Genomic DNA, 22176 nt, shown 5'->3' on the forward strand with positions numbered 1-22176 from the left:
CGAACCTGCGTCGGCCCGATCTTTGATACTGAGTGTCTTTTGACCTTTCACCTAAGGCCGCTTGACCGATTGCATGGTCGGGACTTTGGGTGCGGGCGGGGAGGTGACGGGTGATGACTCAGGCGAGTCAGGGTGCTCCGCCGAATCTGACGCACCAGCATCCGCAACTGACGGCGGTGCTGCGGCAGCTTCGGCGACGGCCCACGGCCCGGGCCGGGGATCGGCTGCGTCCGTTGCTGCTGACCGTGGATTCGGGCACCTGGCTTTCCGTCGCACAGCACCTGAAAGAAGACTGCGGCAATGACGGCGGTGTCGTCGCCAAGGTGCGCGATCCCGGCGCCGGCATCACCGACCTGTTGCGCAAGGTCGTCTACCGGTTCACCGAGAGCACCCCCCGGCTGGAGCCGCCGCTGCGCTTCCAGCTGCTCAGCATGGCGTTGTGGTTGAACTCGCTGCGTGTCATGCGACTGGCGGCGGAGGCGAACAACGACCAGGTGCCGGACGGCGCCGGGCCCGAAGAGGACCGGGAACTGGTGACCCGGCTGATGGGCGTGAGCAGCAGTGATCCGCAGGCGGCACGCCGGGTGCTGGCGGCGGGGATACGCAGCCGGCGCCAGCGGGTGCTGCCGGACGAGAACGGCGGGGGCAAGCCGAAACTCGCCTCGGTGCTGAGCTATCTGGAGCAGATCGCCCCGATCGCGGTGGCGGTCATCGCACTGGTCAGCGCGACCGCCGCCAGCGCCCTGGACCTGGCGGCGGCGGCGATGACCGCGCTCGCCGGAGTCGTGGTGATCGTCGGTCAGGCCGGCATCATCACCTGGGACTGGGCGAGCCGGCGGCGCTACCGGTGGTTCCCCCGGCAGCCGTACGGGCCGGGGACCGCTCCGGACTTCCTGACGTTCGCGGTGAAGCTGATCAACCGCAACCGGCTGTCCGACGACGAGCTGGACAAGCTGCTCATCGCGGCCTTTCTCGAGGACCTGCGCCAGGGGTACCGGCGCAGCTGGCGCCGGGCGACGTGGGCGCGGGTGCGCTATCCGACCGTCATCCTGGACCCCACCGTCCGGGACGACCCGGCCGAGGCGGAGCGCCGGATGGGGCTGGCCCGGCGCTTCGTCGAGCTGGTCGAACGGGTACGGGCGGACCGGCTGAGGCGCTCCCACCGGAGCACCGGTCCGCTGACGGCGGAGGAACTGCGGGAACGGGACCGGATCGGCCCGGAGCAGGCGGCGGCGCGCATCGCCTTCGATCCCCTGGTGATCGTGGCCTGTGCCGGCACCGACGACGAGGAGGTCGCGGCGTTCGCCGATCGGCTCCGTCCGCAGGCGACGCGACACCGCCCGGTCGATCTGGACAACGCGCTGCAGTCCTACATCGACCACTGGGACGACCGGCGGCGCGCCATCGCGCTGGGCTACAACCGGGACATCTCGGTGAACCTCGGCAGAGGCGACGGCCAGTCGGCGCCCACCCTCCCTCCGCGGCGGCGGCACTGGCTCGTGCACCCGTTCACGCCGTGGATCGTCGCGCTGCTGGTGCTGGCGGCCTCGGTCACCGTGGTGACGGTGCAGAGCGTCCGCTACTGCGACCCGCGCACGGTCTGGCGCGCCGCCAACGGCGAGTGCGTCGGCCTGACCGACGGGTCGTTCTACTTCGACAAGCGGCTGGAGAGCGCCGAGCGCCGGATCCGGGCCCAGAACGACGCCGTCGAGACGTCCGGCAGGCGGTACGTCACGATCGTCTACATCGGGGCGCTCACCGCCAACCCCGGGGCCGGGAGCCCGCAGAGCGCGCTGCTGTCGGGGGTGCACGGCGAGCTGGTGGGGCTGGCGATCGCCCAGCAGTTGCACAACGCCGCCAACAGCGAGCCGCTGCTGCGGGTGCTGGTGGCCAACGCCGGGTCCCGGTTCCGGTACGCCGACGAGGTCGCCAAGCGCATCCGGGACCGCGCGCTGTCGGACCGCACGATCGTCGGGGTGGTCGGCTTCGGCGACAGCAAACTGCAGACCGGGGGGGCGATCCGGCGGCTGTCGCAGGCGGCGCTGCCGATGGTCGGCACCACCAGCACCTACGACCGCCTGGGGCAGCAGGCGCAGGGCTTCTCGCCGTACTACTTCCGGCTGGCGCCCACCAACCGGCGGCTGGCCGACCACGCGGCGTACTGGGCGCGCAGCGGCCGGTTGAGCCCGGACGGCACCCCGGCGGCCTCGGCGGACGTGTTCTACGACGACGCCAGGGACGACACCTACAGCACCAACCTGGCCGAGGACTTCGCCACCGCGTTCCGCCGGGGCGGCGGGGAGGTGGAGATGCTGCGGTACCGCAATCCGGGCGAGGTGCCGGGGCTGGTGCTGCGGGCCTGCCAGGACCCGGCGGACGTGTTCTACTACGCGGGCCGGTCCGACGAGTTCCGCGCGTTCATCAACCAGCTCGCCAACACCTCCTGCGGCGGCCGGCGGATCGTGCTGGGCGGCGACGAGGTGACCAAGTACGTCAGCGACAACGCCGAGGAGATCGGCCGGACCCCGTCGATCAAGCTGTTCTACACGCCGCTGGCCGCCCAGGAGGCCTGGAACCCCCGGTGGGTGGGGAGCCAGCCGCTGCACGTGTTCTACCCGACCTTCGAGACCGTGGTGCGGGGGCTCGTCCGCCCGAACGCCCCGGCCGTCGAACGCCCCTCCCTGGCGCACTCGGCGATCGCCTACGACGCGGCGTTCACCATGATCAGGGTGTCGCAGCGGGTGATGGCCGAGCAGGGCGGGGCGCTGCCCACCGCGGCGGCGGTGCTGTCGGAGCTGACCGAGCCCGGCCCGGGCGCCCGGATGCAGGGGGCGACGGGGCTGATCCACTTCGGCCCCCGCGACCAGGGGCACCTGGTCCCCGACAAGCCGGTGCTGCTGCTGGAGGTCCTGCCCACGGGCGAGCGGACGGCCGTCGCGGTCTGCGGCCGGCTGGTCGGCGACCAGGCCGGCAACGCCGACTGCCCGGGGACGCGCCGATGACGCCGCTGCGGATCGTCAGGGGGAGCGCCGCCGGGCGCATCCGCCCGCCGGGCGGCGTGCCACGGTGAACGCCGGCGCGGCGGTGCGGGCGTCGTCCGGCCCGTCGGAGTCCCGAACCTGACCACATGTGGCCACCTGACGGGAACGGGGCCCGCCGGGAGGAAGCTCCCGCAGGCCCCGTTCCATGGGCTCGGACGTCAGCTCGCGTTCCGCTTGAGAGCGGCGTCGGCGCCGGCGACCTCGGTGATCGGGCGGGGGCCCGGGCCGACGTAGCGGGCGCTCGGGCGCACCAGGCGGCCGGTGCGCTTCTGCTCCAGGATGTGCGCCGCCCACCCGGCGGTACGGCCGCAGGTGAACATGGCGGGCATCATCGCGGGGGGAACCTCGGCGAAGTCCAGCATGACCGCGGCCCAGAACTCCACGTTGGTCTCGATGGCGCGGTCGGGGCGGCGCTCGCGGAGGATGGACAGCGCGGCGTCCTCCAGGGCCTTGGCGGCCTCGAAGCGGGGGGCGCCCAGCTCCTTGGCGGTGCGGCGGAGCACCCGGGCGCGCGGGTCCTCGGCGCGGTAGACGCGGTGGCCGAAGCCCATCAGCCGCTCGCCGGAGTCGAGGATGTCGGTGACGACCTTGCGGGCGTCGCCGGTCTGCTCGACCTTCTCGATCATCGGCAGCACCCGGGCCGGGGCGCCGCCGTGCAGCGGGCCGGACATGGCGCCGATCGCGCCGGAGATGCTGGCGGCCACGTCCGCGCCGGTGGAGGCGATGACGCGGGCGGTGAAGGTGGAGGCGTTCATGCCGTGCTCGGCGGCCGAGACCCAGTAGGCGTCGATGGCCGCCACGTGCCGGGGGTCGGGCTCGCCGCGCCACTGGATCATGAAGCGTTCGGTGATCGTCTGGCCCTCGTCGACGCGGCGCTGCGGCACCATCGGCTTGTCGATGCCGCGGGCCGACTGGGCGACGAACGACAGCGCCAGCGCCGAGGTCCGGGCCAGGTCGGCGCGGGCCTCCTCGTCGGTGATGTCCAGCAGGGGGCGCATGCCGTAGGCGGTGGCCAGCGCGGGCAGCGCGCCCTGCACGTCCACCCGGACGTCGCCGGACCGCAGCGGCAGGACGTGCGGCTCCGCCGGCGCCAGGCCCGGGTCGAAGCTGTCGTCCACCAGCAGGCCCCACGCGTCACCGAAGGAGACGCGGCCGACGAGCTCCTCGATGTCGACGCCCCGGTACCGCAGGGCGCCGCCCTCCTTGTCCGGTTCCGCGATCTCGGTCTCGAAGGCTACGACCCCCTCAAGACCGGGTTTGAAGTCGGACATGTTCGTCCTGCCTTTCGTCCCCAAGAGTGATAAGGCGGTGATGCTTCATTGAACCCTGTCCGGGTTACCGCTCAGTACCCAGGTCCCCGCAACCCGCGTTCGGCCCAGGTGAGAGGCTCTGCCACCGTGCGACACGACCCCGACCCGGCCCGGCTGCGCACCGACTACGACGGTGCCGTCCCGGGGCGATCCTCCTTTCCCGCCGACCTGCCCGACGATCCGGTCGACCTGTTCGCCGCCTGGTTCGCCGACGCGGTGGCGGCCGGACTCCCCGAACCCAACGCGATGATCCTGGCCACCGCCTCGGCCGAGGCGGAGCCCAGTGCGCGGATCGTTCTGCTCAAAGGGTACGGAACGGACGGTTTCAGATTCTTCACCAACCACACTTCGCGCAAGGGGCGGGACCTGGCGGCCAACCCGCGGGCCGCGCTGGTGTTCCCGTGGCATCCGATGCAGCGGCAGGTCAGGGTGTCCGGACCGGTGCACCCGCTGCCCGAGGAGGAGTCGGCCGCCTACTTCCGCACCCGCCCGCACGGGTCGCAGATCGGCGCCTGGGCCTCCCGGCAGTCGTCGGTGATCGGCTCCCGGGAGGAACTGGACGCCCGGTTCGCCGAACTGGCCGCCCGCTGGCCGGACCCGGCCGAGAGGCCGGACGCCCCGGAGGTGCCCAAGCCCCCGTTCTGGGGCGGCTACCTGGTGGTCCCCGAGGAGATCGAGTTCTGGCAGGGCCGGCCGGACCGGATGCACGACCGGATCCGCTACCGCCGCTCCCCGGGTGAACGGGACGGATGGGTCGTCGAGAGACTCTGCCCGTGACGACGGCGAAGGACTCCCCGCCCGCCGCCGGGCCCGCGAGGACCTCGTGGTGGCGGCGGCTGGCCATCGACACCCGGCCCCTGGGCAACCCCGCCTACCGGCGGCTGTGGCTGGGGCAGGGCGTGTCGTACATCGGCTTCCAGGTCACCGCGGTGGCGGTGCCGGTCCAGGTGTACGACATGACCGGCTCCTCGTTCTGGGTCGGCGTGCTCGGCGTCGTCAACCTGGTGCCGCTGATCGCGTTCGGGCTGTGGGGCGGCGCGATCGCCGACCACATGGACCGGCGCCGGCTGCTGTTCCTGTCGTCCTGCGTGACCTGGGCGGCCACGCTGCTGCTGCTGGCGCAGGCGCTGCTGGGGCTGGGCAGCCTGTGGCTGATCATGGTCGCGGTGGCGGTCCAGGCGTCCGGGTTCGCGGTCGCCTCGCCCACCCGCGGCGCGATCATTCCCAGGCTGATGAGGCCCGAGGAGGTCGCCTCCGCCAACACCCTCACCTTCACCGCCGGCCAGATCGGGATGCTCGCCGGGCCGCTGCTGGCCGGGGTGATCCTGGCCCGCTGGACCTACTCGGCCGCCTACGCCCTGGACGCGGTGCTGTTCACGGTCGGGCTGTGGGCGGCGCTGCGGCTGCCGCCCGTCCCGCCGCTGGAGGACCGCACCGGCAGTCCCGGCCTGCGCTCGGTGATCGAGGGCCTGCGGTACCTGGCGACCCAGCCGGTGCTGCTGATGTCGTTCGTGGTGGACGTCATCGCGATGGGCGTGGCGATGCCGCGGGCGCTGTTCCCCGAGGTGGCCGAGACCCGGTTCGGCGGGGGCGAGGCGGTGGGCTGGCTGTTCGCCGCGATCTCCATCGGCTCGGTGCTGGGCGGCCTGATGTCGGGCTGGATCCAGCGCGTCCACCGGCAGGGCGTCGCGCTGGTGCTGGCGATCGTGGTGTGGGGGCTGGCGGTCGCCGCCGCCGGGCTCGCCGGGAACCTGTGGCTGGCCGTCGCGCTGCTGGCGGTCGGCGGCGCGGCCGACCTGGTCTCGGCGGTGTTCCGGCAGACCATGCTGCAGACGTACGCGCCGGACGAGATGCGCGGCCGGATGCAGGGCGTCTTCGTCGTGGTGGTGGCCGGCGGCCCCCGCCTCGGCGACCTGCGCGCCGGGGCCACCGCCGCGATCGCCGGCGTCACCGCCTCCTGGGTCGGCGGCGGCCTGGCCTGCGCGGTCCTGGTGGTCGTGGCGTCCCTGTGCGTCCCGGCCCTGCTGCGGTACGACACGCGCGACCGCGGCGAGCCCTAGCGAGGATCGCCTGGCCCGGGGGCGTCCCCTGGACGGAACGCGCGACGCTAGGCGCCGAGGGCCTGGGCGGCGACCCTGAGGTCCTCGACCATTCCGGCGTACATGGCCTCACGGTCGTCGCTGCGCAGCACCGCCGACGGGTGGACGGTGGCCACGATGCGGGCGGGCGCGGTGGCGGGATCGCCCTCCTCGACGGCGCGGGCGGCCCGCCGGGTGCCCAGTGTCTCCGGCGGAGGGCACGGCAGCAGCCGCCCGCGCTGCCTGGTCACCCGGAAGTCCGGCCCCAGCAGCGCCTTCCCGGCGGTGGCGCCGAGCACCACGATGACCTCCGGGTCGATGACCTGCAGTTCGGCCAGCAGCCACGGCCGGCAGGCGGCCATCTCCCGGGCGCTCGGCGTCTTGTGGAGCCGGCGTTTGCCGCCCCCGGACACGGTGAACTTGAAATGTTTCACCGCGTTGGTGACGTAGGCGTCGTCGCGGGCGATGCCCGCCTCCTCCAGCGCCCGGTCCAGCAGCCGCCCCGCCGGGCCGACGAACGGCCTGCCCTGGCGGTCCTCCTGGTCGCCGGGCGTCTCGCCGACCAGCACCACCCGGGCGCTCGGCTCGCCCTCGCCGAACACCGTCTGGGTTGCGTCGGCGTACAGCGGGCATCCCCGGCATCCGGCCGCGGCGCGGGACAGCCCTGCCAAATCCGCATGTTCCGGCACGTAGGGGCTCGCGTCGTGGGAAGATTCGACCTTCATAACGCGTTTCCTCTACCCACCAGGACGCCCATCACGTCCGTGACGCGTCCCGGGGGCCGTTGAGGGGCGCCCCGGCACGGCTCAGGCGAAGTAGACTTGAAGCTTCGAGAGCGGAGGGAGCATTGACCTCACACGGCCTGATCGACACGACGGAGATGTATCTCCGGACGGTGTTCGAGCTCGAAGAGGAGGGGATCGTCCCCCTCCGTGCGCGTATCGCCGAACGCCTGTCGCAGAGCGGCCCGACGGTGAGCCAGACGGTCGCCCGGATGGAGCGTGACGGCCTGCTGCGGGTCGAGGGTGACCGGCACCTGGAGCTCACCCCCGCCGGCCGGGATCTGGCCACCAGGGTCATGCGCAAGCACCGCCTGGCCGAGTGCCTGCTGGTGAACGTGATCGGCCTGCCCTGGGAGGACGTGCACATCGAGGCCTGCCGGTGGGAGCACGTGATGAGCGAGGAGGTCGAGCGGCGGCTGGTGTCGCTGCTGGGCAACCCGACGCACTGCCCGCACGGCAACCCGATTCCCGGCCTGGACGAGCTGGGGGTGCCCGCCGACGGCGAGGAGACCGCCGGCCCGCTCAGCGTGATGACCGACATCGCCACCCCGGGCGGCACGCCCGCGGTGGTGCGCCGGATCAGCGAGCAGGTGCAGAGCGACAGCGACCTGATGCTGATCCTCAAGGAACTGGGCATCCGGCCCGGACGTGAGGTGATCCTGGCAACCAGTGAGGACGGGGTACGAGTGACGTGTGACGGTGAGCCGGACTCCGCGAGCGAGCTGCCCCGGCGGCTGGCCGACCACGTGTTCGTCACCAAGCGCTGATCATCTCCCGTTGACGTCGCCGCTCCGTGCCGAGAATCTCCGCAGCGAGAGGTCGTTCCCGCGTATCCGGAACGCGTTTTCGTCGTTCAACAACCAGACGGGCGTGGGCGGTGCCGGTGAGGGTCCGGTCAGTGCAGCGACGGGGGAGCTGAGGTCCGATGACGCGGTGGAGTGAGTCCGCCATCGAGGCGCAGCTGCCGCCGGAGACCGTGCTGTCCCAGATGGAGATGGCGGTCGTGGTCTGCGACCGGTTCAGCAACGTCATCTACGGCAACGCCTTCGCGCGCAGGCTGTTCGGCTTCGACGGGGACGAGTTCATCGGCCGGTCGGTGCTGTCGCTGGGCATCGCCGAGGAGGACCACGCCCAGGCCGCCGAGCTGGCCCGGCACGTGCTCAAGGGCGGCGTCTGGGAGGGCACGTTCAGCAACATCCGGGACGACGGCTCCACCGTCTACACCCGGGCGCACGCGGTGCCGCTGCGCCACCCGTCCGGGGCCATCGACGGGATCGTGATCTTCGCCCGCGAGGCGTTCCGCAGCAACCAGCGCGACCAGGAGCGCTACGGCCTGCTGGAGCGCGTCGGCGAGCGGCTGGCCGGATCGCTGGAACTGGCCACCACGCTGCGGCAGATGGCCGACACGCTGGTCCCGCAGTTCGCCGACCACTGCTTCATCGACCTGTTCAGCGGGGACCGGCTGATCCGCCGGGTGTCGCGGCACGCCGGCGGCTGGAGCCCGCCGCCCGGCACCTGGGCCGAGGTCGACGAGCCGGTGTCGTACCCGCCGGGCCACCATGCCGCCAAGGCGATGCAGCGCCGGGACGCGGTGCTGGTGGAGGACATGGCGCAGGCCCGCTACGCCGGCCCGGGCCAGGCCGCCGACGACATGGGCGTCACCTCGGCGATCTCCGCCCCGCTGCTGGCCCGCGGCGAGCTGCTGGGCGTGATGACCCTGGCGCTGTCCAACCTGAGCAAGCGGCCCGACCCGCACTACGACGGCTTCGACCGCGACCTGGTCGGCGCGATCGCCAGCCGGGTGGCGCTGGCGGTCGACAACGCGATGCTGTTCGAGACCGAACGCGAGACCGCGCTGGCGTTCCAGAAGGACCTGCTGCCCGGCGACGTCCCGCCCCGGCTGGACGGAATGCAGATCGCCTGGCGGTACGAGCCGGCCCGGCCGCTGGAGTCGCACGGGCACGGCATCCAGACCCAGGTCGGCGGCGACTGGTACGACGTGATCCCGCTGTCGGCGGGCCGGGTCGGGCTGGTGATCGGCGACGTGGAGGGCCGCGGCGCGCGGGCCGCGGCGGTGATGGGCCAGCTGCGGGCGGCGCTGCGGGCGTTCGCCCAGGCCGACAAGCCGCCCGCGGAGATCCTGCGCGAGCTGGACGAGTGGACCCGCACCCTGAGCCCGGCCCGGCGGTCGGGCCGGGCCGACGAGGACGGGCCCCGGGCGCCGCTGGTGTCGTGCACCTACTTCGTCTACGACGCCTGGTCGCGGGTGCTGTTGTTCGCCAACGCCGGGCACGATCCGCCGCTGCTGATCCAGGACGGCCAGGTCACCGAGCTGGAGTTCGACAGCAAGGGCGCGATGCTGGGCGTGCGCGGCTCCGGCGTCGGCGGGGAGATCCTGTTCAACGAGGAGAGCCGCGAGCTCAAGCCCGGCGCCACCCTGGTGCTGTACACCGACGGGCTGATCGACCGGCGGCCCAAGGCCGACGGGGACTACTACACCCGCGACGAGTCCCGCCGGATGGTCCGCGAGGCGGTCGCCGCCGCCGCGGACGGCGACGTCGAGGCGGTCGCCGAGGCGGCGTTCGAGGCGGTGCCCGGCGACATCGACGACGACGTGGCGATCGTGGTGATCCGCACCTCGCCGGAGGAGCTGGCGGTCGAGCAGCGCACCTTCGCCGCCGAGCCGATCATGGTGTCGGAGGCGCGCCGGATGGCCGCCCAGACGTTCGCCTCCTGGGGGATGGAACCCGAGCAGGCCGAGCTGGCCTGCCTGCTGGTCTCCGAGGTGGTCACCAACGTGGTGCTGCACGCGGCCGGCAGCCCGGCGCCGCGCCCGGAGCCGGCGCTGCTGTCCGGGGCGGGCCTGGAGGACGAGGAATCCCTGCTGGACGAGGAGCTGTGGGATCTCGGCATGGAGCTGGGCCGCCGGGAACCGCAGGTCAAGGAGTTCACGCTGCGGCTGCGGCGCGGCTCGGAGTCGATCTGGGTCGAGGTGTTCGACTCCGACCTGCGGCTGCCGCGGATCCGCAGCGCCGGGGAGACCGACGAGGGCGGCCGCGGCCTGTACCTGGTCGACCAGCTCGCCACCCGGTGGGGCGCCCGCCCCACCACCGACGGCAAGGCCGTCTGGTTCGAACTGCCTATTTGATTGTCGCGCCTCCGGCGCGGCGGCGAGCGGGCGCCTTCAGCGCCTTCTTGTGCAGGGCCTTGCGGAGATCCCAGGTGGGGCTCGGGGTGTCAGGGGCGGTGGGGTTCGGCGGCCAGATGGGCCCAGGTGTCGGTGTACCAGAGTTCGCCGCCGATCACCCGGGGGCGGGCGCCGGTGCGGGGGCCGCCGTCCAGTTCGTCGATGAGGGCCTGGCGGATGCCCTCGGCGATGGCGGGGTCGGTCGCGTCGGCCAGCCACTGGTCCAGGGGGCGTTCCACGTTGATGCGGTCCAGGCGGCGGACACGGGCGCCCGCCTCGGTCAGCAGGCGGGCGAGGTCGTCCAGGGCGGGCAGGCCCGGGTGGGCGGGGTCGCGGAGGCGTTCCAGGCGGTCGCGGGCGGGGGCGTCGTAGGAGGGGCGGACCACCTCGGCGACGACCACCCGGCCGCCGGGGCGGCAGACCCGGACCATCTCCCGCAGCGCGCGCGCCGGGTCGCCCAGCCGTCGCAGTGCGAACCGCGAGGTGACCAGGGTGAACGTTCCGTCCCGGTAGGGCAGTGCGGCGGCGTCGGTGCACACCGTGGAGGTGCCGTCGCCGCCCCGGTAACGGGCCGGGTCGAACACCACGGTCGGCATCCGGCCGCCCGGGGTCAGCTCGGCCGGGGGGACCGGGGCGGGCGGGGGGACGGGCGCGGCCTGGGGAGCCGGGGCACCGGCTGCGACGCGGGCGGCGGAACGTGCGGCGTCGACGGCCGTCACCCGCCGTACCAGCGGTTCCAGCGCCGCGGGGAGCGGGCCGTTCCCGCAGCCGAGGTCCAGGCACTCGTCGGTCGGGACGGGTTCGGCGAAGTCCACGAGCCGGTCCAGATGCGGGGAGGCGGAGCTCCGTTGCCCGTGGACCTTGGCCGTGGTGGGTGACACGTCGGAACTCCCTTGCCGCGCGGGGAAGCAGCTGTCTCAGTTGAGACGGCCGTCTCGGCGCGGAAGTTCGGACATCGCCGTCAATCCAGGGACTGCCCCCATATGGCCAGCATGGCGATGACGAAGACGACGATGATGCCCTTGTAGCCGGGCACGGGCCAGCGCAGCCGCGCGGCGACGTACCGCAGCAGGTACGCGGCCATCAGCCCGATGAAGACCAGCAGTATGAACCCTGTGACGTCCATTGGGCCCAGTATCGGGGCGGGACGGGCGGCGGTCCACCGGAGCGGGCCGTCCGGTCTTGTTCGACCCGGAGTCGAATTGTGTTCGGGTGGGGGATACGCTCCGGCTGTGGCAGATGTGACTGAAGTTCGGCAGGCGGACCGCGTCGACGCGTTGATGGTGCACCTGGCGCGGGGCCGGGTGGCGCTCGGCGCGGCGGCGTTCCTGGCCCCGGGGATGACCGCCCGGGTCCTCGGGCTGGGGAAGGGCCCGGACGCCGGGCGCGATATGGCGACCCGGCTGTTCGCCTCGCGGGAGATCGCACTCGGGGCCGGCTACCTGCTCGGCAAGGGACAGGCCCGGTCGGCGTGGGCCCGGCTGGGCGTGGCGGTGGACGCGCTGGACGCGATCGCCTCGATCAAGTCCCGCAGGGCCCGCGGCGGACCGGCGGTGCCGCTGTGGGCCGCCGCCGCGTTCTCGGCCGTGGCGCTGGGCGCCACCGGGCTCGGTGCGGCGAAGGTCGCCAAGGACCTGACCGGCTGACCCGCCGGCCCGGGGAACCCTCGAAAGAACGGGCCGGGCGATCCGCGCTCCGCGGAGTTCCGCCGCGGTCGCCTGACCCGTCCGCCCGGGAACGACCTCCGGGCACCGAAATGACGACACGGTTCGCCTCCCGTCCCCGGCTGGGTACACACCCACCCGGAGGCAGGGGGGTGACCGATGCGTGTTGGCGGCAGGGCCGGTACGGCCGTGGCGACCGGGCCGGCGGGGCCGCCGCGCAGGGGGCGGCTGTACGCGATCCTCGGCGCGCTCATGATGGCGATGCTGCTGGCCGCCCTGGACCAGACCATCGTCGCCACCGCGCTGCCCACCATCGTCGGCGACCTGCGCGGCGCCGAGCACCTGTCGTGGGTGGTGACCGCGTACCTGCTGGCCACCACCACGGTGACGCCGCTGTGGGGACGGCTGGGCGACCAGTACGGGCGCAAGCACCTGTTCCTGGCGTCCATCGTGATCTTCCTGGTGGGCTCGGCGCTGTGCGGGCTGGCCCGGACCATGCCGGAGCTGATCGCGTTCCGGGCGCTGCAGGGGGTGGGCGGCGGCGGGCTGATGTCGCTGGCCATGGCGATCGTCGGGGACGTGGTGCCGCCCCGTGAGCGGGGCCGCTACCAGGGGCTCTTCGGCGCGGTCTTCGGGGTGTCGAGCGTGCTGGGACCGCTGCTGGGCGGCTTCTTCGTCGACCACCTGTCCTGGCCGTGGGTGTTCTACGTCAACCTGCCGCTGGGCGCGGCGGCGCTGGCGGTGATCGTGGCGGTGCTGCCCGCCGACCGGCGGCACGAGCGGCATCCGGTCGACTATCCGGGGATCGCGCTGCTGGCGACGGCCACGATCTGCCTGGTGCTGGCGGCGACCTGGGGCGGCACCACGTACGCCTGGGGCTCGCCGGTCATCGTCGGGCTGCTGGCGGCGGCGGTGACGGCCGCGCTGGGCTGGCTGGCGTCGGCGCGCCGGGCGGCCGAGCCGGTGCTGCCGCTGCGGCTGTTCGGCGTCGAGGTGTTCGTGGTGTCGGCGGCGCTGGGCTGCGCGGTCGGCTTCGCGATGCTCGGGGCGCTGACGTACCTGCCGCTGTACCTGCAGGTGGTGCACGGCGTGTCGGCGACGCTGTCGGGGGTGCACCTGCTGCCGATGGTGGCCGGGATGCTGGTCGGCTCGATCGGCAGCGGGCAGCTGATCAGCAGGTACGGCCGCTACAAGGTGTTCCCGGTGGCCGGGATGACGATCACCGCGCTGGCGCTGTGGCTGCTGTCGGGGCTGGAGCGCACCACCTCGACCGCGGTGATGAACGGCTACCTGCTGCTGCTGGGACTGGGGCTCGGGCTGGTCATGCAGGTGACCGTGATCGCGGCGCAGAACGCGGTGCCGTACCGGGACCTGGGGGCGGCGACGGCCGGGGTGACGTTCTTCCGGTCGATCGGCGGCTCGTTCGGGGTGGCGGTGTTCGGCTCGCTGTTCTCCTCCCGGCTCGAGCACGACATCGCCCGGATCGCCGGGACCGCGGGACTGCCGCCGGGGTTCGACCCGCGGGCGGCGGGGGAGGACCCGGCGCTGATCGGCACGCTCCCGCCGGCGCTGCGGGTGCGGTTCCTGGACGCCTACAACGACGCGATCGCCGAGGTGTTCGGGTGGGCGGTCCCGGTCGCCGTGGCCGGCGTCCTGCTGGCCCTGCTGCTGCGCGAGATCCCGCTGCGCGCCACCGCCAAGGCGGGCCCGGACCTGGGCGAGGGCATGGCCGGCACGCCGACGTACCGCACGTCCCGGCAGGAGGTCGAGGGCAGGCTGAGCCGGCTGATGATGCGGGACGCCGGGGCCCGCGAGATGTACGCCCGGCTCGGGGTGCTCGCCGAGGTCCACCTGCCCGCGGGGAGCATGTGGGCGCTGTGCCGGATCGCCGAGGAGGGGTCGGTGTCGTCGGCGGAACTGGCCCGGCGGGCGGGCGTCCCGGTGCAGCGGGGCCGCCCGTACGTGGACCGGCTGGTCAGGGCCGGGTACGTGGTGCGCAGGGACGGGCGGCTGGAGATCACCGACGCGGGCCGGGCCACCGCCGAACGGCTGCTGGCGGCCCGCAACCGGGGGCTGGCCCGGCATCTGGCGGGCTGGTCGCCGGAGGACCACGCCGAGCTGTCCCGGCTGCTGGCCGAGCTGGCCCGGGACTCCCTGGACGCCCCGCCCGACCTGCGCGCCCCGGCCCGGCCGTGACCATGCCCCCGCCGGGGTAGGGACCGCGTTGTCGCAGGTCGCCTAGGGGAGCCGGTCGATGGACGCCGAACGCGAGGCCGCCGTCACGCACGCGGAGCACCCCGCCGGAGCGCCGATGCGGGGCCGCGGGCTGCACGTGCTGCTCGGGGTGCTGCTGCTGGCGATGTTCCTGGGCGGGCTGGACCAGACGATCGTGAGCACCACGCTGCCCACGGTCGCCGCCGAGCTGCACGGCGCGGAGAACCTGGCCTGGGTGGTCACCGCCTACATGCTCGCCTCGACCGCGTTCACCCCGCTGTGGGGCAAGCTCGGCGACCAGTACGGGCGCAAGAACCTGTTCCTGCTGTCCATCGTGATCTTCCTGGCGGGCTCGGCGCTGTGCGGGCTGGCCCGGAACATGCCGCAGCTGGTGGCGTTCCGGGCGCTGCAGGGGGTGGGCGGCGCGGGGCTGATGGTGCTGTCCACGGCGATCATGACGGCGCTGGTCTCGCCCCGGGAGCGGGGCCGCTACCAGGGCATCTTCGGGGCCAACTTCGCCGCGTCCAACGTGCTGGGGCCGCTGCTGGGCGGCTTCTTCGTCGAGGTCGGCTGGCGCTGGGTGTTCTACATCAACCTGCCGCTGGGCGTGCTGGCGCTGATCGTCATCCATCGGGTGCTGCCCCGGGACACCCGGTACCGGCGGCAGGAGATCGACTACGCGGGCATGGCGCTGCTCGGCGCCGCCACCGTCTGCCTGGTGCTGATCGCGACCTGGGGCGGCACCCGCTACCCGTGGACCTCCCCGGTGATCTGGGCGCTGGCGGCCGGGGCGGTGCTGTCGGGGCTGGCCTGGTACGCGTCGGCGAGGCGGGCCCGCGAGCCGGTGCTGCCGCTGCGCCTGTTCACCGCCCGGGCGTTCCTGGTGCCGGCGGCGGTGGCGTTCTGCCTGGGCGTCGTGATGTTCTGCGTGATGATCTACCTGCCGCTGTTCATGCAGGTGGTCAAGGGCTACTCGCCGCTGGCGTCGGGGATGCTGCTGCTGCCCGCGGTGGCCGCGGCGGTGGTCGCCTCGGTCGGCGGGGGCCGGCTGGTGACCCGGTACGGGCGGTACAAGGCGTACCCGATCGGGGGCATGGCGCTGGCGGCGGCGGGTCTGCTGCTGCTGGGCCGGGTGGACCGCGACACCGGCGGGCTGCACCTCAACGCGGCCCTGGTGCTGGTCGGGTTCGGGCTGGGCGCGGTGGTGCAGGTGCTGATCACCGCCGCGCAGAACGCCGTCCCGTACCGGGACCTGGGGGTGGCGACCTCGGGGGTGACGTGGTTCCGGTCGATCGGCGGGGCGTTCGGGGTGGCGGCGTTCGGCGCGCTCTACAACGCGCGGCTGGCCGGCAACATCGACCGGATCGCGGCGGGCGGCGGGGTGCCGCCGGAGTTCGCCGCGCAGGAGGCCGCCGAGGACCCCGAACTGGTGGAGGCGCTGCCGGGGCCGGTGCGGATGCAGTTCCTGGACGCGTTCAGCGAGGCGATCCAGACCGTGGTGCTGTGGCTGGCCCCGGTGGCGCTGGTGGCGGCGCTGCTGGCGCTGGCCGTCCATGAGATCCCGCTGCGCGGCCTGGCCAGGGCGGGCCCGGACCTGGGCGAGGGCGCGGGGGCGGCGCCGACGTTCCGCTCCTCGCGGCAGGAGGTCGCGGGCCGGCTGAGCCGGCTGGCGCTGCGGGACGCGGGGGCCCGGGAGATGTACATGCTGCTCGGGGCGATCGCCGACGTGCACCTGCCGCCGGGCTCGATGTGGGCGCTGTCGCGGATCGCCGAGGAGGGGTCGGTGTCGTCGGCGGAGCTGGCCCGGCAGGCGGAGGTGTCGGTCGAGCGCGGGCGCCCGTACGTCGAACAGCTGGTCAGGGCCGGGTACGTGGTGCGCAGGGACGGGCGGCTGGAGATCACCGACGCGGGCCGGGCCACCGTGGAGCGGCTGTACGAGGCCCGCGGCCGGGCACTGGCCCTGCATCTGGCGGGCTGGGCGCCCGAGGAGCGCCGGGAGCTGGCCGCCTTGCTGTCGGATCTGTCCCGTGATTCCCTGGACGTACCGGCTGACCTGCGGGTACGCGCCGGTCGCTGATTCCGGTGGGGCGGGCCCGCGACGTGGCGGGCGCCAGGATGTAACCTCGTACCGACAACCGAATCCCGCTCGGTTTGCTCCGGGACGGAACCCCTACGCAGAGATACTTGGAGGCGTCGTGGCCGAGGCGTACATCGTCGGCGCGGTCCGTACCCCCGTGGGCACCAAGAAGGGTGCCCTGAAGGACGTCCACTCCGCCGACCTCGGTGCCCATGTGCTCAAGGAGCTCATGAACCGTACGGGGGTCGACCCGGCGGCGGTGGAGGACGTGATCATGGGCTGCGTCATGCAGGTCGGCGCGCAGACCCTGGACATCGCCCGCACCGCCTGGCTGTCGGCCGGGCTGCCGGAGAACGTGCCGGGCGTCACCATCGACCGGCAGTGCGGCTCCTCGCAGCAGGCCGTGCACTTCGCGGCGCAGGCCGTGATGTCCGGCACCCAGGACCTGGTGGTCGCCGCCGGGGTGGAGAACATGGCCATGGTGCCGATGGGCTCCTCGGTCCCGATGGGCCCCGAGGGCCCGACCGCCGGCCTGCCGTGGGGCCCCGGCTGGGGCGAGCGCTACGGCCAGCAGGAGATCTCCCAGTTCCGCGGCGCCCAGCTGATGTGCGAGAAGTGGGGCTTCAAGCGCGCCGACCTGGAGGAGTTCGCGCTGACCAGCCACCAGCGGGCGGCCAAGGCGCTGGAGAACGGCTACTTCGACCGGGAGATCGCCCCGCTGAACGGCCTCGCCCAGGACGAGGGCGTCCGCCCGGACACCACCCTGGAGAAGATGGCCTCGCTCAAGCCGCTGCGCGAGGGCTGGGAGATCACCGCCGCGGTGTCCTCGCAGATCTCCGTCGGCGCCTCGGCCCTGCTGCTGGCCTCCGAGGAGGCCGTCAAGCGGCACAACCTGACCCCGCGCGCCCGCATCCACACCCTGGCGGTGTGCGGCTCGGACCCGGTCTACATGCTCACCGGCCCCATCCCGGCCACCGAGAAGGCGCTGGCCAAGAGCGGCCTGAGCATCGACGACATCGACGTCACCGAGATCAACGAGGCGTTCGCCCCGGTCGTGCTGGCCTGGCTGAAGGAGATCGGCGCCGACCCGGCCAAGACCAACCCCAACGGCGGCGCCATCGCGCTGGGCCACCCGCTGGGCGCCACCGGCGGCGTGCTGATGACCAAGCTGCTGCACGAACTGGAGCGCACCGGCGCCCGCTACGGCCTGCAGACCATGTGCGAGGGCGGCGGCCAGGCCAACGCCACCATCATCGAGCGTGTTTGATTGCGCTTTGATTGCGCTCGCTCCGCTCGCGCGGCTCGCGGGCCTGGGGACGCGTGGCCGTGCGGTCGTCGTTTTCAAGATCGCTCGTTCCTCGCGATCTTGAAAGCCTCCTCCCTTACGGCCACGCGGGCCCGCTCGCGGTGGTCTTCGGGACCTTCGGGTGCGAGGTCTTGAGGCGGCGGGAGCGATAGATCTGGGCCTTGGGGCGGATCCCGGTGGGGGTCCGCCCCTTGGTGTGTCTTCGGGTGTTTGAAGCTCTGGTTGGCGGGAACATCTAACTCTGGTTGGAGGTTAGCTCCCAGCAGAGAGGGAAGCAGGGGATCCGCAACGGAGGTGCGACGACCATGCTGCTGACTTCCATCGACCCCTTCGTGCAGGAGTTCGAGCGCCAGTTCGACAGGCTGAGCAGGCAGTTCGCCGGCCAGGCGGGCGGCAGCGTGATGCCCATGGACGGCATCCGGCGCAAGGACGAGGTCGTGCTGCGCTTCGACGTGCCGGGCATCGACCCCGACTCGATCGAGGTCACCGTCGACCGCGGCGTGCTGAGCGTCAGCGCCCGGCGCGAGGAGGAGTTCGGCGAGGACGACCGGGTGTTCGTCCGCGAGCGGATGATGGGCACCTTCACCCGCCGCGTCTACCTGTCGGAGCACCTGGACGCGAACGGCATCGAGGCCGCCTACAACAACGGCGTGCTCGCGGTCCGGATCCCGGTGCTGGAGAGGGCCCGGCCGCGCAAGGTCGAGGTCCAGCGGGCCGAGACGCACAAGTCGATCACCGGATGACCCCGGGGCCGTACCGGCGTCGGGCAGGTGCGGCGAGCGCCGTCAGCGGGCTCGCCGCACCTTTCGCTACCGGTCTCATCGCGGTCGATGATTGGCTGTGACCCATGAGTTCGCCGTCCGACGACACCACCAGGCTGCCGGTGGACGACGCCCACGCCCCCCTGTACTCGGTCGGTCAGGTCGCCTCGATGCTGCGGCTGCAGCAGGCGTTCCTGCGCCGGCTCGACGAGTTCGGGGTCGTCCGCCCGGTCCGCACCAGCGGCGGCCAGCGCCGCTACTCCCGCGTCGAGATCCGCCGCGTGCAGTACGTCGCCGAGCTCGCCGGCGAGGGCATGACGCTGAACGCCATCCGCCGCATCCTGGAGCTGGAACAGCAGGTCCGCGAGCTGGAGGACGAGCTCGCCGAGGCCCGCCGGCAGATCCGCGACCTGCAGGCCCGCCGCCGGGCCCGGAGCGGCGGTTAGCCCTCAGCCGATGTGGCGGTGGACGTCGGCGGTCCGGCTGGGGCCGGGAGCGGAGTCGGCGATCCACGGGCCGGGGATGGACATGTCCAGCACGCCCTCCTCCAGCCAGGAGAACTCGCCGGCCAGCACCCGCCGGGCCAGCCTGGAGTCCCGGGCGTCGGTGTTGCGCCACAGCGCCTCGAACAGCGCCTCGACCCGGACACGGGCCTGCTCGCAGAACGCGCCGGCCAGCTCGTACGGCGTCAGGCCCCTGCCGCCGGACCCGGCGTCCATCCGCGCCCGCACGCACACCGCGCTCATCGCGAACAGCTCGGCGCCGATGTCCACCATCCGGCCCAGGAACGCCTGCCGCCGCTCCAGCGCGCCCTGCCAGCGGGCGGCGGCGTAGAACGTGGAGCGGGCCAGTTTCCGGGAGGCCCGCTCCACGAAGGCCAGATGGTCGGCCAGCGGGCCGAACCCGGCGTACCCGTTCTTGCCGCCCAGGCCCGGCATCGACACCAGCGTGGGCAGCCAGCGGGCGTAGAACCCGCCCGCCCTGGCCGCGGCGCGCACCTTGTCGGCGCGGGCGACGTCCGGGTCGATGATGTCCCCGGCCACCGCCAGATGGGCGTCCACCGCCTCCCGGGCGATCAGCAGGTGCATGATCTCGGTGGAGCCCTCGAAGATCCGGTTGATCCGCAGGTCCCGCAGCATCTGCTCGGCGGGCACCCCGCGCTCGCCCCGGGCGGCCAGCGACTCGGCCGTCTCGTAGCCCCGGCCGCCGCGCAGCTGCACCAGCTCGTCGGCGATCCGGCAGGCCATCTCCGAGGCGTACAGCTTGGCCAGCGCCGCCTCGATCCGGATGTCGTTGCGCTCGTCGTCGGCCAGCGCCCCGGCCAGGTCCACCATCGCCTCCAGCGCGTAGGAGGTGGCGGTGATGAACGACAGCTTGGTGGCGATGGCCTCGTGCTCGCCGATCGGGCGGCCCCACTGCACCCGCTGCGCGCACCACTCCCGGGCGATCTTGGTGGACCACTTGCCGGCCGCGGCGCACAGCGCGGGCAGCGACAGCCGGCCGGTGTTCAGCGTGCTCAGCGCGATCTTCAGCCCGGAGCCCTCGCGGCCGATCAGGTGGTCCGCCGGGACCCGCACGTCGTGGAACCGGGTGACGCCGTTCTCGATGCCGCGCAGGCCCATGAACGCGTTGCGGTGCTCCACCGTGATGCCGGGCGTGTCGGCCTCCACCACGAACGCCGAGATCCCGCCGCGATGGCCGGGCGATTCCGGCACCCGCGCCATCACCACCAGCAGGTCGGCGATGACGCCGTTGGTGGTCCACAGCTTGACGCCGTTCAGCACGTACTCGCGGCCGTCCTCGGTCGGCACCGCGGTGGCGCGCAGCCGGGCCGGGTCGGAGCCCACGTCGGGCTCGGTGAGCAGGAACGCGCTGATCTCGTTGACGCAGCGGGGCAGCCAGCGCGCCTTTTGCTCCTCGGTGCCGAACATTTTGACCGGCTGCGGCACCCCGATGGACTGGTGCGCCGACAACAGCGCGCCGATCGCCGGGCTGGTCGATCCGACCAGCATCAGCGCCCGGCCGTAATGCAGCTGGGTCAGGCCCAGCCCGCCGTACTTTTCGTCGATCTTCATGCCCAGCGCGCCGATTTCCCGCAGGCCCGCCACCACCTCGTCGGGGATGCGCGCCTCGCGTTCGATCCGCTGCGGGTCGACGTGCTCGGCGAGGAATTCGCGCAGCCTGCGCAGGAACGCCTCGCCCCGGGCGGCGGCCTCGTCGGGAGGCCGCGGATGGGGATGGATCAGGTCCATCCGCAGCCGTCCCATGAACAGCTGTTTGCCGAAGCTGGGCAGGCGCCACTCGGTCTGGCGGGCGGCCTCGGCGACCCTGCGGGCGGTGCGCTCGTCGACGGCGGCGCCCCCGCCCGGCTCGGACGCAGTGCTCATAGCGGCTCCTTCACCGATGTGCAGGTGAGATCGAGAATGTGTGCGGCACTTCACGCAGGATCGGTCGTACCCGTTCCGCGGCGGAACACGACCCGGCGGGCGCGGCGCGGATGATCGTTGCGGTCCATGGAAAAGAGACCGTTCCATTGCACCGATTCCCCGGAACGAATTCGGTGGATCGGCTGTACCGCGGGGCGGGGAAGTGATCCAATGTCGTGAGTATCGGCAAACGCCTTGACCGAGTGAGGTCGGAAGGGTTCGCTGTCCGTGATGGACGAGACGCGGAAGCCGACTCTCATCGCCTCGGTGCAGCGGGCGCTGCACCTGATGGAGGCGGTGGCGTCGCACCCCAACGGCGCGCCCGCCAAGCAGCTCGCCAGGGAGGCGCGGCTGCCGCTGGCCACCACCTACCACCTGCTGCGCACGCTGGCCCACGAGGGGTACGCCAGCCGCCTGCCCACCGGCGTGTGGGTGCTCGGCGACCGGCTGCAGGCGCTGCAGGACCGCAGCCGGACCCAGACGCTGCTGGCCCGGATCCGCCCCGCCCTGGTCGCGCTGCGCGACGAGCTGAAGGCCGCCGCCTACTTCGGGATGCACGAGGACGGCGAGATCCGCATCATCGACATCGCCGACGGCCCGCGCACCCCGCGCGTCGACCTGTGGGTCGGCTTCGACGAGGCCGCCCACGCCACCGCCATCGGCAAGTGCGTGCTGCGCCAGCTCGACGAGGACCTGCGCCGCGACTACCTGTCCCGGCACCCCCTGGTCGACCTGACCCCGCACACCATCACCGACCCCCGCGAGCTGCTGCGCATCCTGCGGACCCCCGCCCGGCTCGCCGTCGACCGCGAGGAGTACGCCCTGGGCACCGGCTGCGCCGCCGTCCCGGTCACCGACGCCTCCGGCACCGTCGTCGGCGCCCTGGCCGTCTCCTGCCGCCCCGGCCGCCTCCCCGCCATCGAGGCCTCCGCCCACCGCCTCCAGGCCACCGCCGCCCGCATCCAGCGCACCCTGTCGCTCAGCGTGTGACGTGTTGCTTGTGGGGGGGGCGACCCCCACACCCCCCGCACGCGGATCCGGGCATCCTCGCCGCCCCCGGCTCCGCTCGCCTGGGGGCTCGCTGCGCCGTGGTCGGCTGCGGTGCCCGGACCGCGCTCAGTCGGCCGGAGCTCCGCCTGGGGGCTCCGCTCCGGCCGACTGAGGGACAGGTTGGCCTGGGGTTGCTGTGGAAGTTCTGGGGGCTCCGCCCCCAGGCCCCCGGCTCGATTTCCGGAAGTGGGGATCTTCGTCCGGAGGTGGGGATCTGCGGGTGGGGGGAGGGATCCTTCGCGTGGGGCGGTGGGGGTCTCAGAGGTGCCGTTAGACTGGG

At 73.1% G+C, this 22176-nt stretch carries 17 protein-coding genes; 12 read left to right on the forward strand and 5 right to left on the reverse strand.

What is annotated here, in order from left to right:
- Positions 1-113: 113 nt before the first annotated feature.
- Positions 114-3002, forward strand: a complete 2889-nt coding sequence (locus tag HNR21_RS11220) for a type 1 periplasmic-binding domain-containing protein (protein WP_182705147.1) — start codon at positions 114-116, stop codon at positions 3000-3002.
- Between the two features lie 197 nt (positions 3003-3199).
- Here HNR21_RS11220 and HNR21_RS11225 read toward each other — a convergent pair whose 3' ends face one another.
- Positions 3200-4312 carry a citrate synthase 2 gene (locus tag HNR21_RS11225; RefSeq protein WP_182705148.1) on the reverse strand — a complete coding sequence of 371 codons (1113 nt, stop codon included), beginning with the start codon at positions 4310-4312 and terminating at the stop codon, positions 3200-3202.
- A 126-nt stretch (positions 4313-4438) separates the two neighbouring features.
- Here HNR21_RS11225 and pdxH point away from each other — a divergent pair, with 126 nt between their 5' ends.
- Both pdxH and HNR21_RS11235 read left to right on the forward strand, forming a co-directional pair.
- Entirely contained in the window at positions 4439-5128 is a 690-nt protein-coding gene (pdxH, locus tag HNR21_RS11230) for a pyridoxamine 5'-phosphate oxidase (RefSeq protein ID WP_119727132.1), read from the forward strand.
- On the forward strand, positions 5125-6411 hold the full coding sequence (locus tag HNR21_RS11235; RefSeq protein ID WP_312880982.1) for an MFS transporter: 1287 nt from the start codon (positions 5125-5127) through the stop codon (positions 6409-6411). Before pdxH ends, HNR21_RS11235 begins: the two co-directional genes overlap by 4 nt.
- A 47-nt stretch (positions 6412-6458) precedes the next feature.
- Here HNR21_RS11235 and HNR21_RS11240 read toward each other — a convergent pair whose 3' ends face one another.
- Positions 6459-7154, reverse strand: coding sequence for a UdgX family uracil-DNA binding protein (locus HNR21_RS11240; RefSeq protein WP_182705150.1), 696 nt, complete (start codon positions 7152-7154; stop codon positions 6459-6461).
- Between the two features lie 122 nt (positions 7155-7276).
- Between HNR21_RS11240 and HNR21_RS11245 the strand changes: the two genes are divergently transcribed.
- Both HNR21_RS11245 and HNR21_RS11250 read left to right on the forward strand, forming a co-directional pair.
- Complete coding sequence (locus HNR21_RS11245) at positions 7277-7978, forward strand: iron-dependent transcriptional repressor DtxR (protein WP_119727135.1); 702 nt, start codon at positions 7277-7279, stop codon at positions 7976-7978.
- Between the two features lie 158 nt (positions 7979-8136).
- Positions 8137-10359, forward strand: coding sequence for an ATP-binding SpoIIE family protein phosphatase (locus HNR21_RS11250; RefSeq protein WP_182705151.1), 2223 nt, complete (start codon positions 8137-8139; stop codon positions 10357-10359).
- Between the two features lie 89 nt (positions 10360-10448).
- On the opposite strand, the gene HNR21_RS11255 is transcribed toward HNR21_RS11250, so the two are convergent.
- On the reverse strand, positions 10449-11279 hold the full coding sequence (locus HNR21_RS11255; protein ID WP_182705152.1) for a class I SAM-dependent methyltransferase: 831 nt from the start codon (positions 11277-11279) through the stop codon (positions 10449-10451).
- An 80-nt stretch (positions 11280-11359) separates the two neighbouring features.
- Positions 11360-11524, reverse strand: a complete 165-nt coding sequence (locus HNR21_RS11260) for a hypothetical protein (RefSeq protein ID WP_182705153.1) — start codon at positions 11522-11524, stop codon at positions 11360-11362.
- 106 nt (positions 11525-11630) lie between these two features.
- Here HNR21_RS11260 and HNR21_RS11265 point away from each other — a divergent pair, with 106 nt between their 5' ends.
- The 6 genes from HNR21_RS11265 (at position 11631) to HNR21_RS11290 (ending at position 18866) form a co-directional block, all read left to right on the forward strand.
- Positions 11631-12044 (forward strand): hypothetical protein, encoded by a 414-nt coding sequence (locus HNR21_RS11265; RefSeq protein WP_182705154.1) that lies wholly within the window; start codon positions 11631-11633, stop codon positions 12042-12044.
- Positions 12045-12221: 177 nt separating this feature from the next.
- Positions 12222-14258 (forward strand): MFS transporter, encoded by a 2037-nt coding sequence (locus tag HNR21_RS11270; RefSeq protein ID WP_182705155.1) that lies wholly within the window; start codon positions 12222-12224, stop codon positions 14256-14258.
- A gap of 58 nt (positions 14259-14316) precedes the next feature.
- Positions 14317-16353: an MFS transporter gene (locus tag HNR21_RS35955; protein ID WP_182705156.1), complete on the forward strand. Its 2037-nt coding sequence runs from the start codon at positions 14317-14319 to the stop codon at positions 16351-16353.
- 118 nt (positions 16354-16471) lie between these two features.
- On the forward strand, positions 16472-17620 hold the full coding sequence (locus tag HNR21_RS11280) for an acetyl-CoA C-acetyltransferase (protein WP_119727142.1): 1149 nt from the start codon (positions 16472-16474) through the stop codon (positions 17618-17620).
- A gap of 344 nt (positions 17621-17964) precedes the next feature.
- Positions 17965-18402, forward strand: coding sequence for an Hsp20/alpha crystallin family protein (locus HNR21_RS11285; protein ID WP_119727143.1), 438 nt, complete (start codon positions 17965-17967; stop codon positions 18400-18402).
- A 104-nt stretch (positions 18403-18506) separates the two neighbouring features.
- Positions 18507-18866, forward strand: a complete 360-nt coding sequence (locus HNR21_RS11290; RefSeq protein WP_119727144.1) for a MerR family transcriptional regulator — start codon at positions 18507-18509, stop codon at positions 18864-18866.
- Positions 18867-18869: 3 nt separating this feature from the next.
- Here the strand turns inward: HNR21_RS11290 and HNR21_RS11295 are convergent, their stop codons facing one another.
- Positions 18870-20807, reverse strand: coding sequence for an acyl-CoA dehydrogenase family protein (locus HNR21_RS11295; RefSeq protein ID WP_182705157.1), 1938 nt, complete (start codon positions 20805-20807; stop codon positions 18870-18872).
- 270 nt (positions 20808-21077) lie between these two features.
- On the opposite strand from HNR21_RS11295, the gene HNR21_RS11300 reads away from it, so the two are divergent.
- Entirely contained in the window at positions 21078-21836 is a 759-nt protein-coding gene (locus tag HNR21_RS11300; RefSeq protein WP_182705158.1) for an IclR family transcriptional regulator, read from the forward strand.
- Positions 21837-22176: the final 340 nt, after the last annotated feature.

The sequence above is a fragment of the Thermomonospora cellulosilytica genome, from assembly GCF_014138835.1.
Taxonomy (GTDB): domain Bacteria; phylum Actinomycetota; class Actinomycetes; order Streptosporangiales; family Streptosporangiaceae; genus Thermomonospora; species Thermomonospora amylolytica.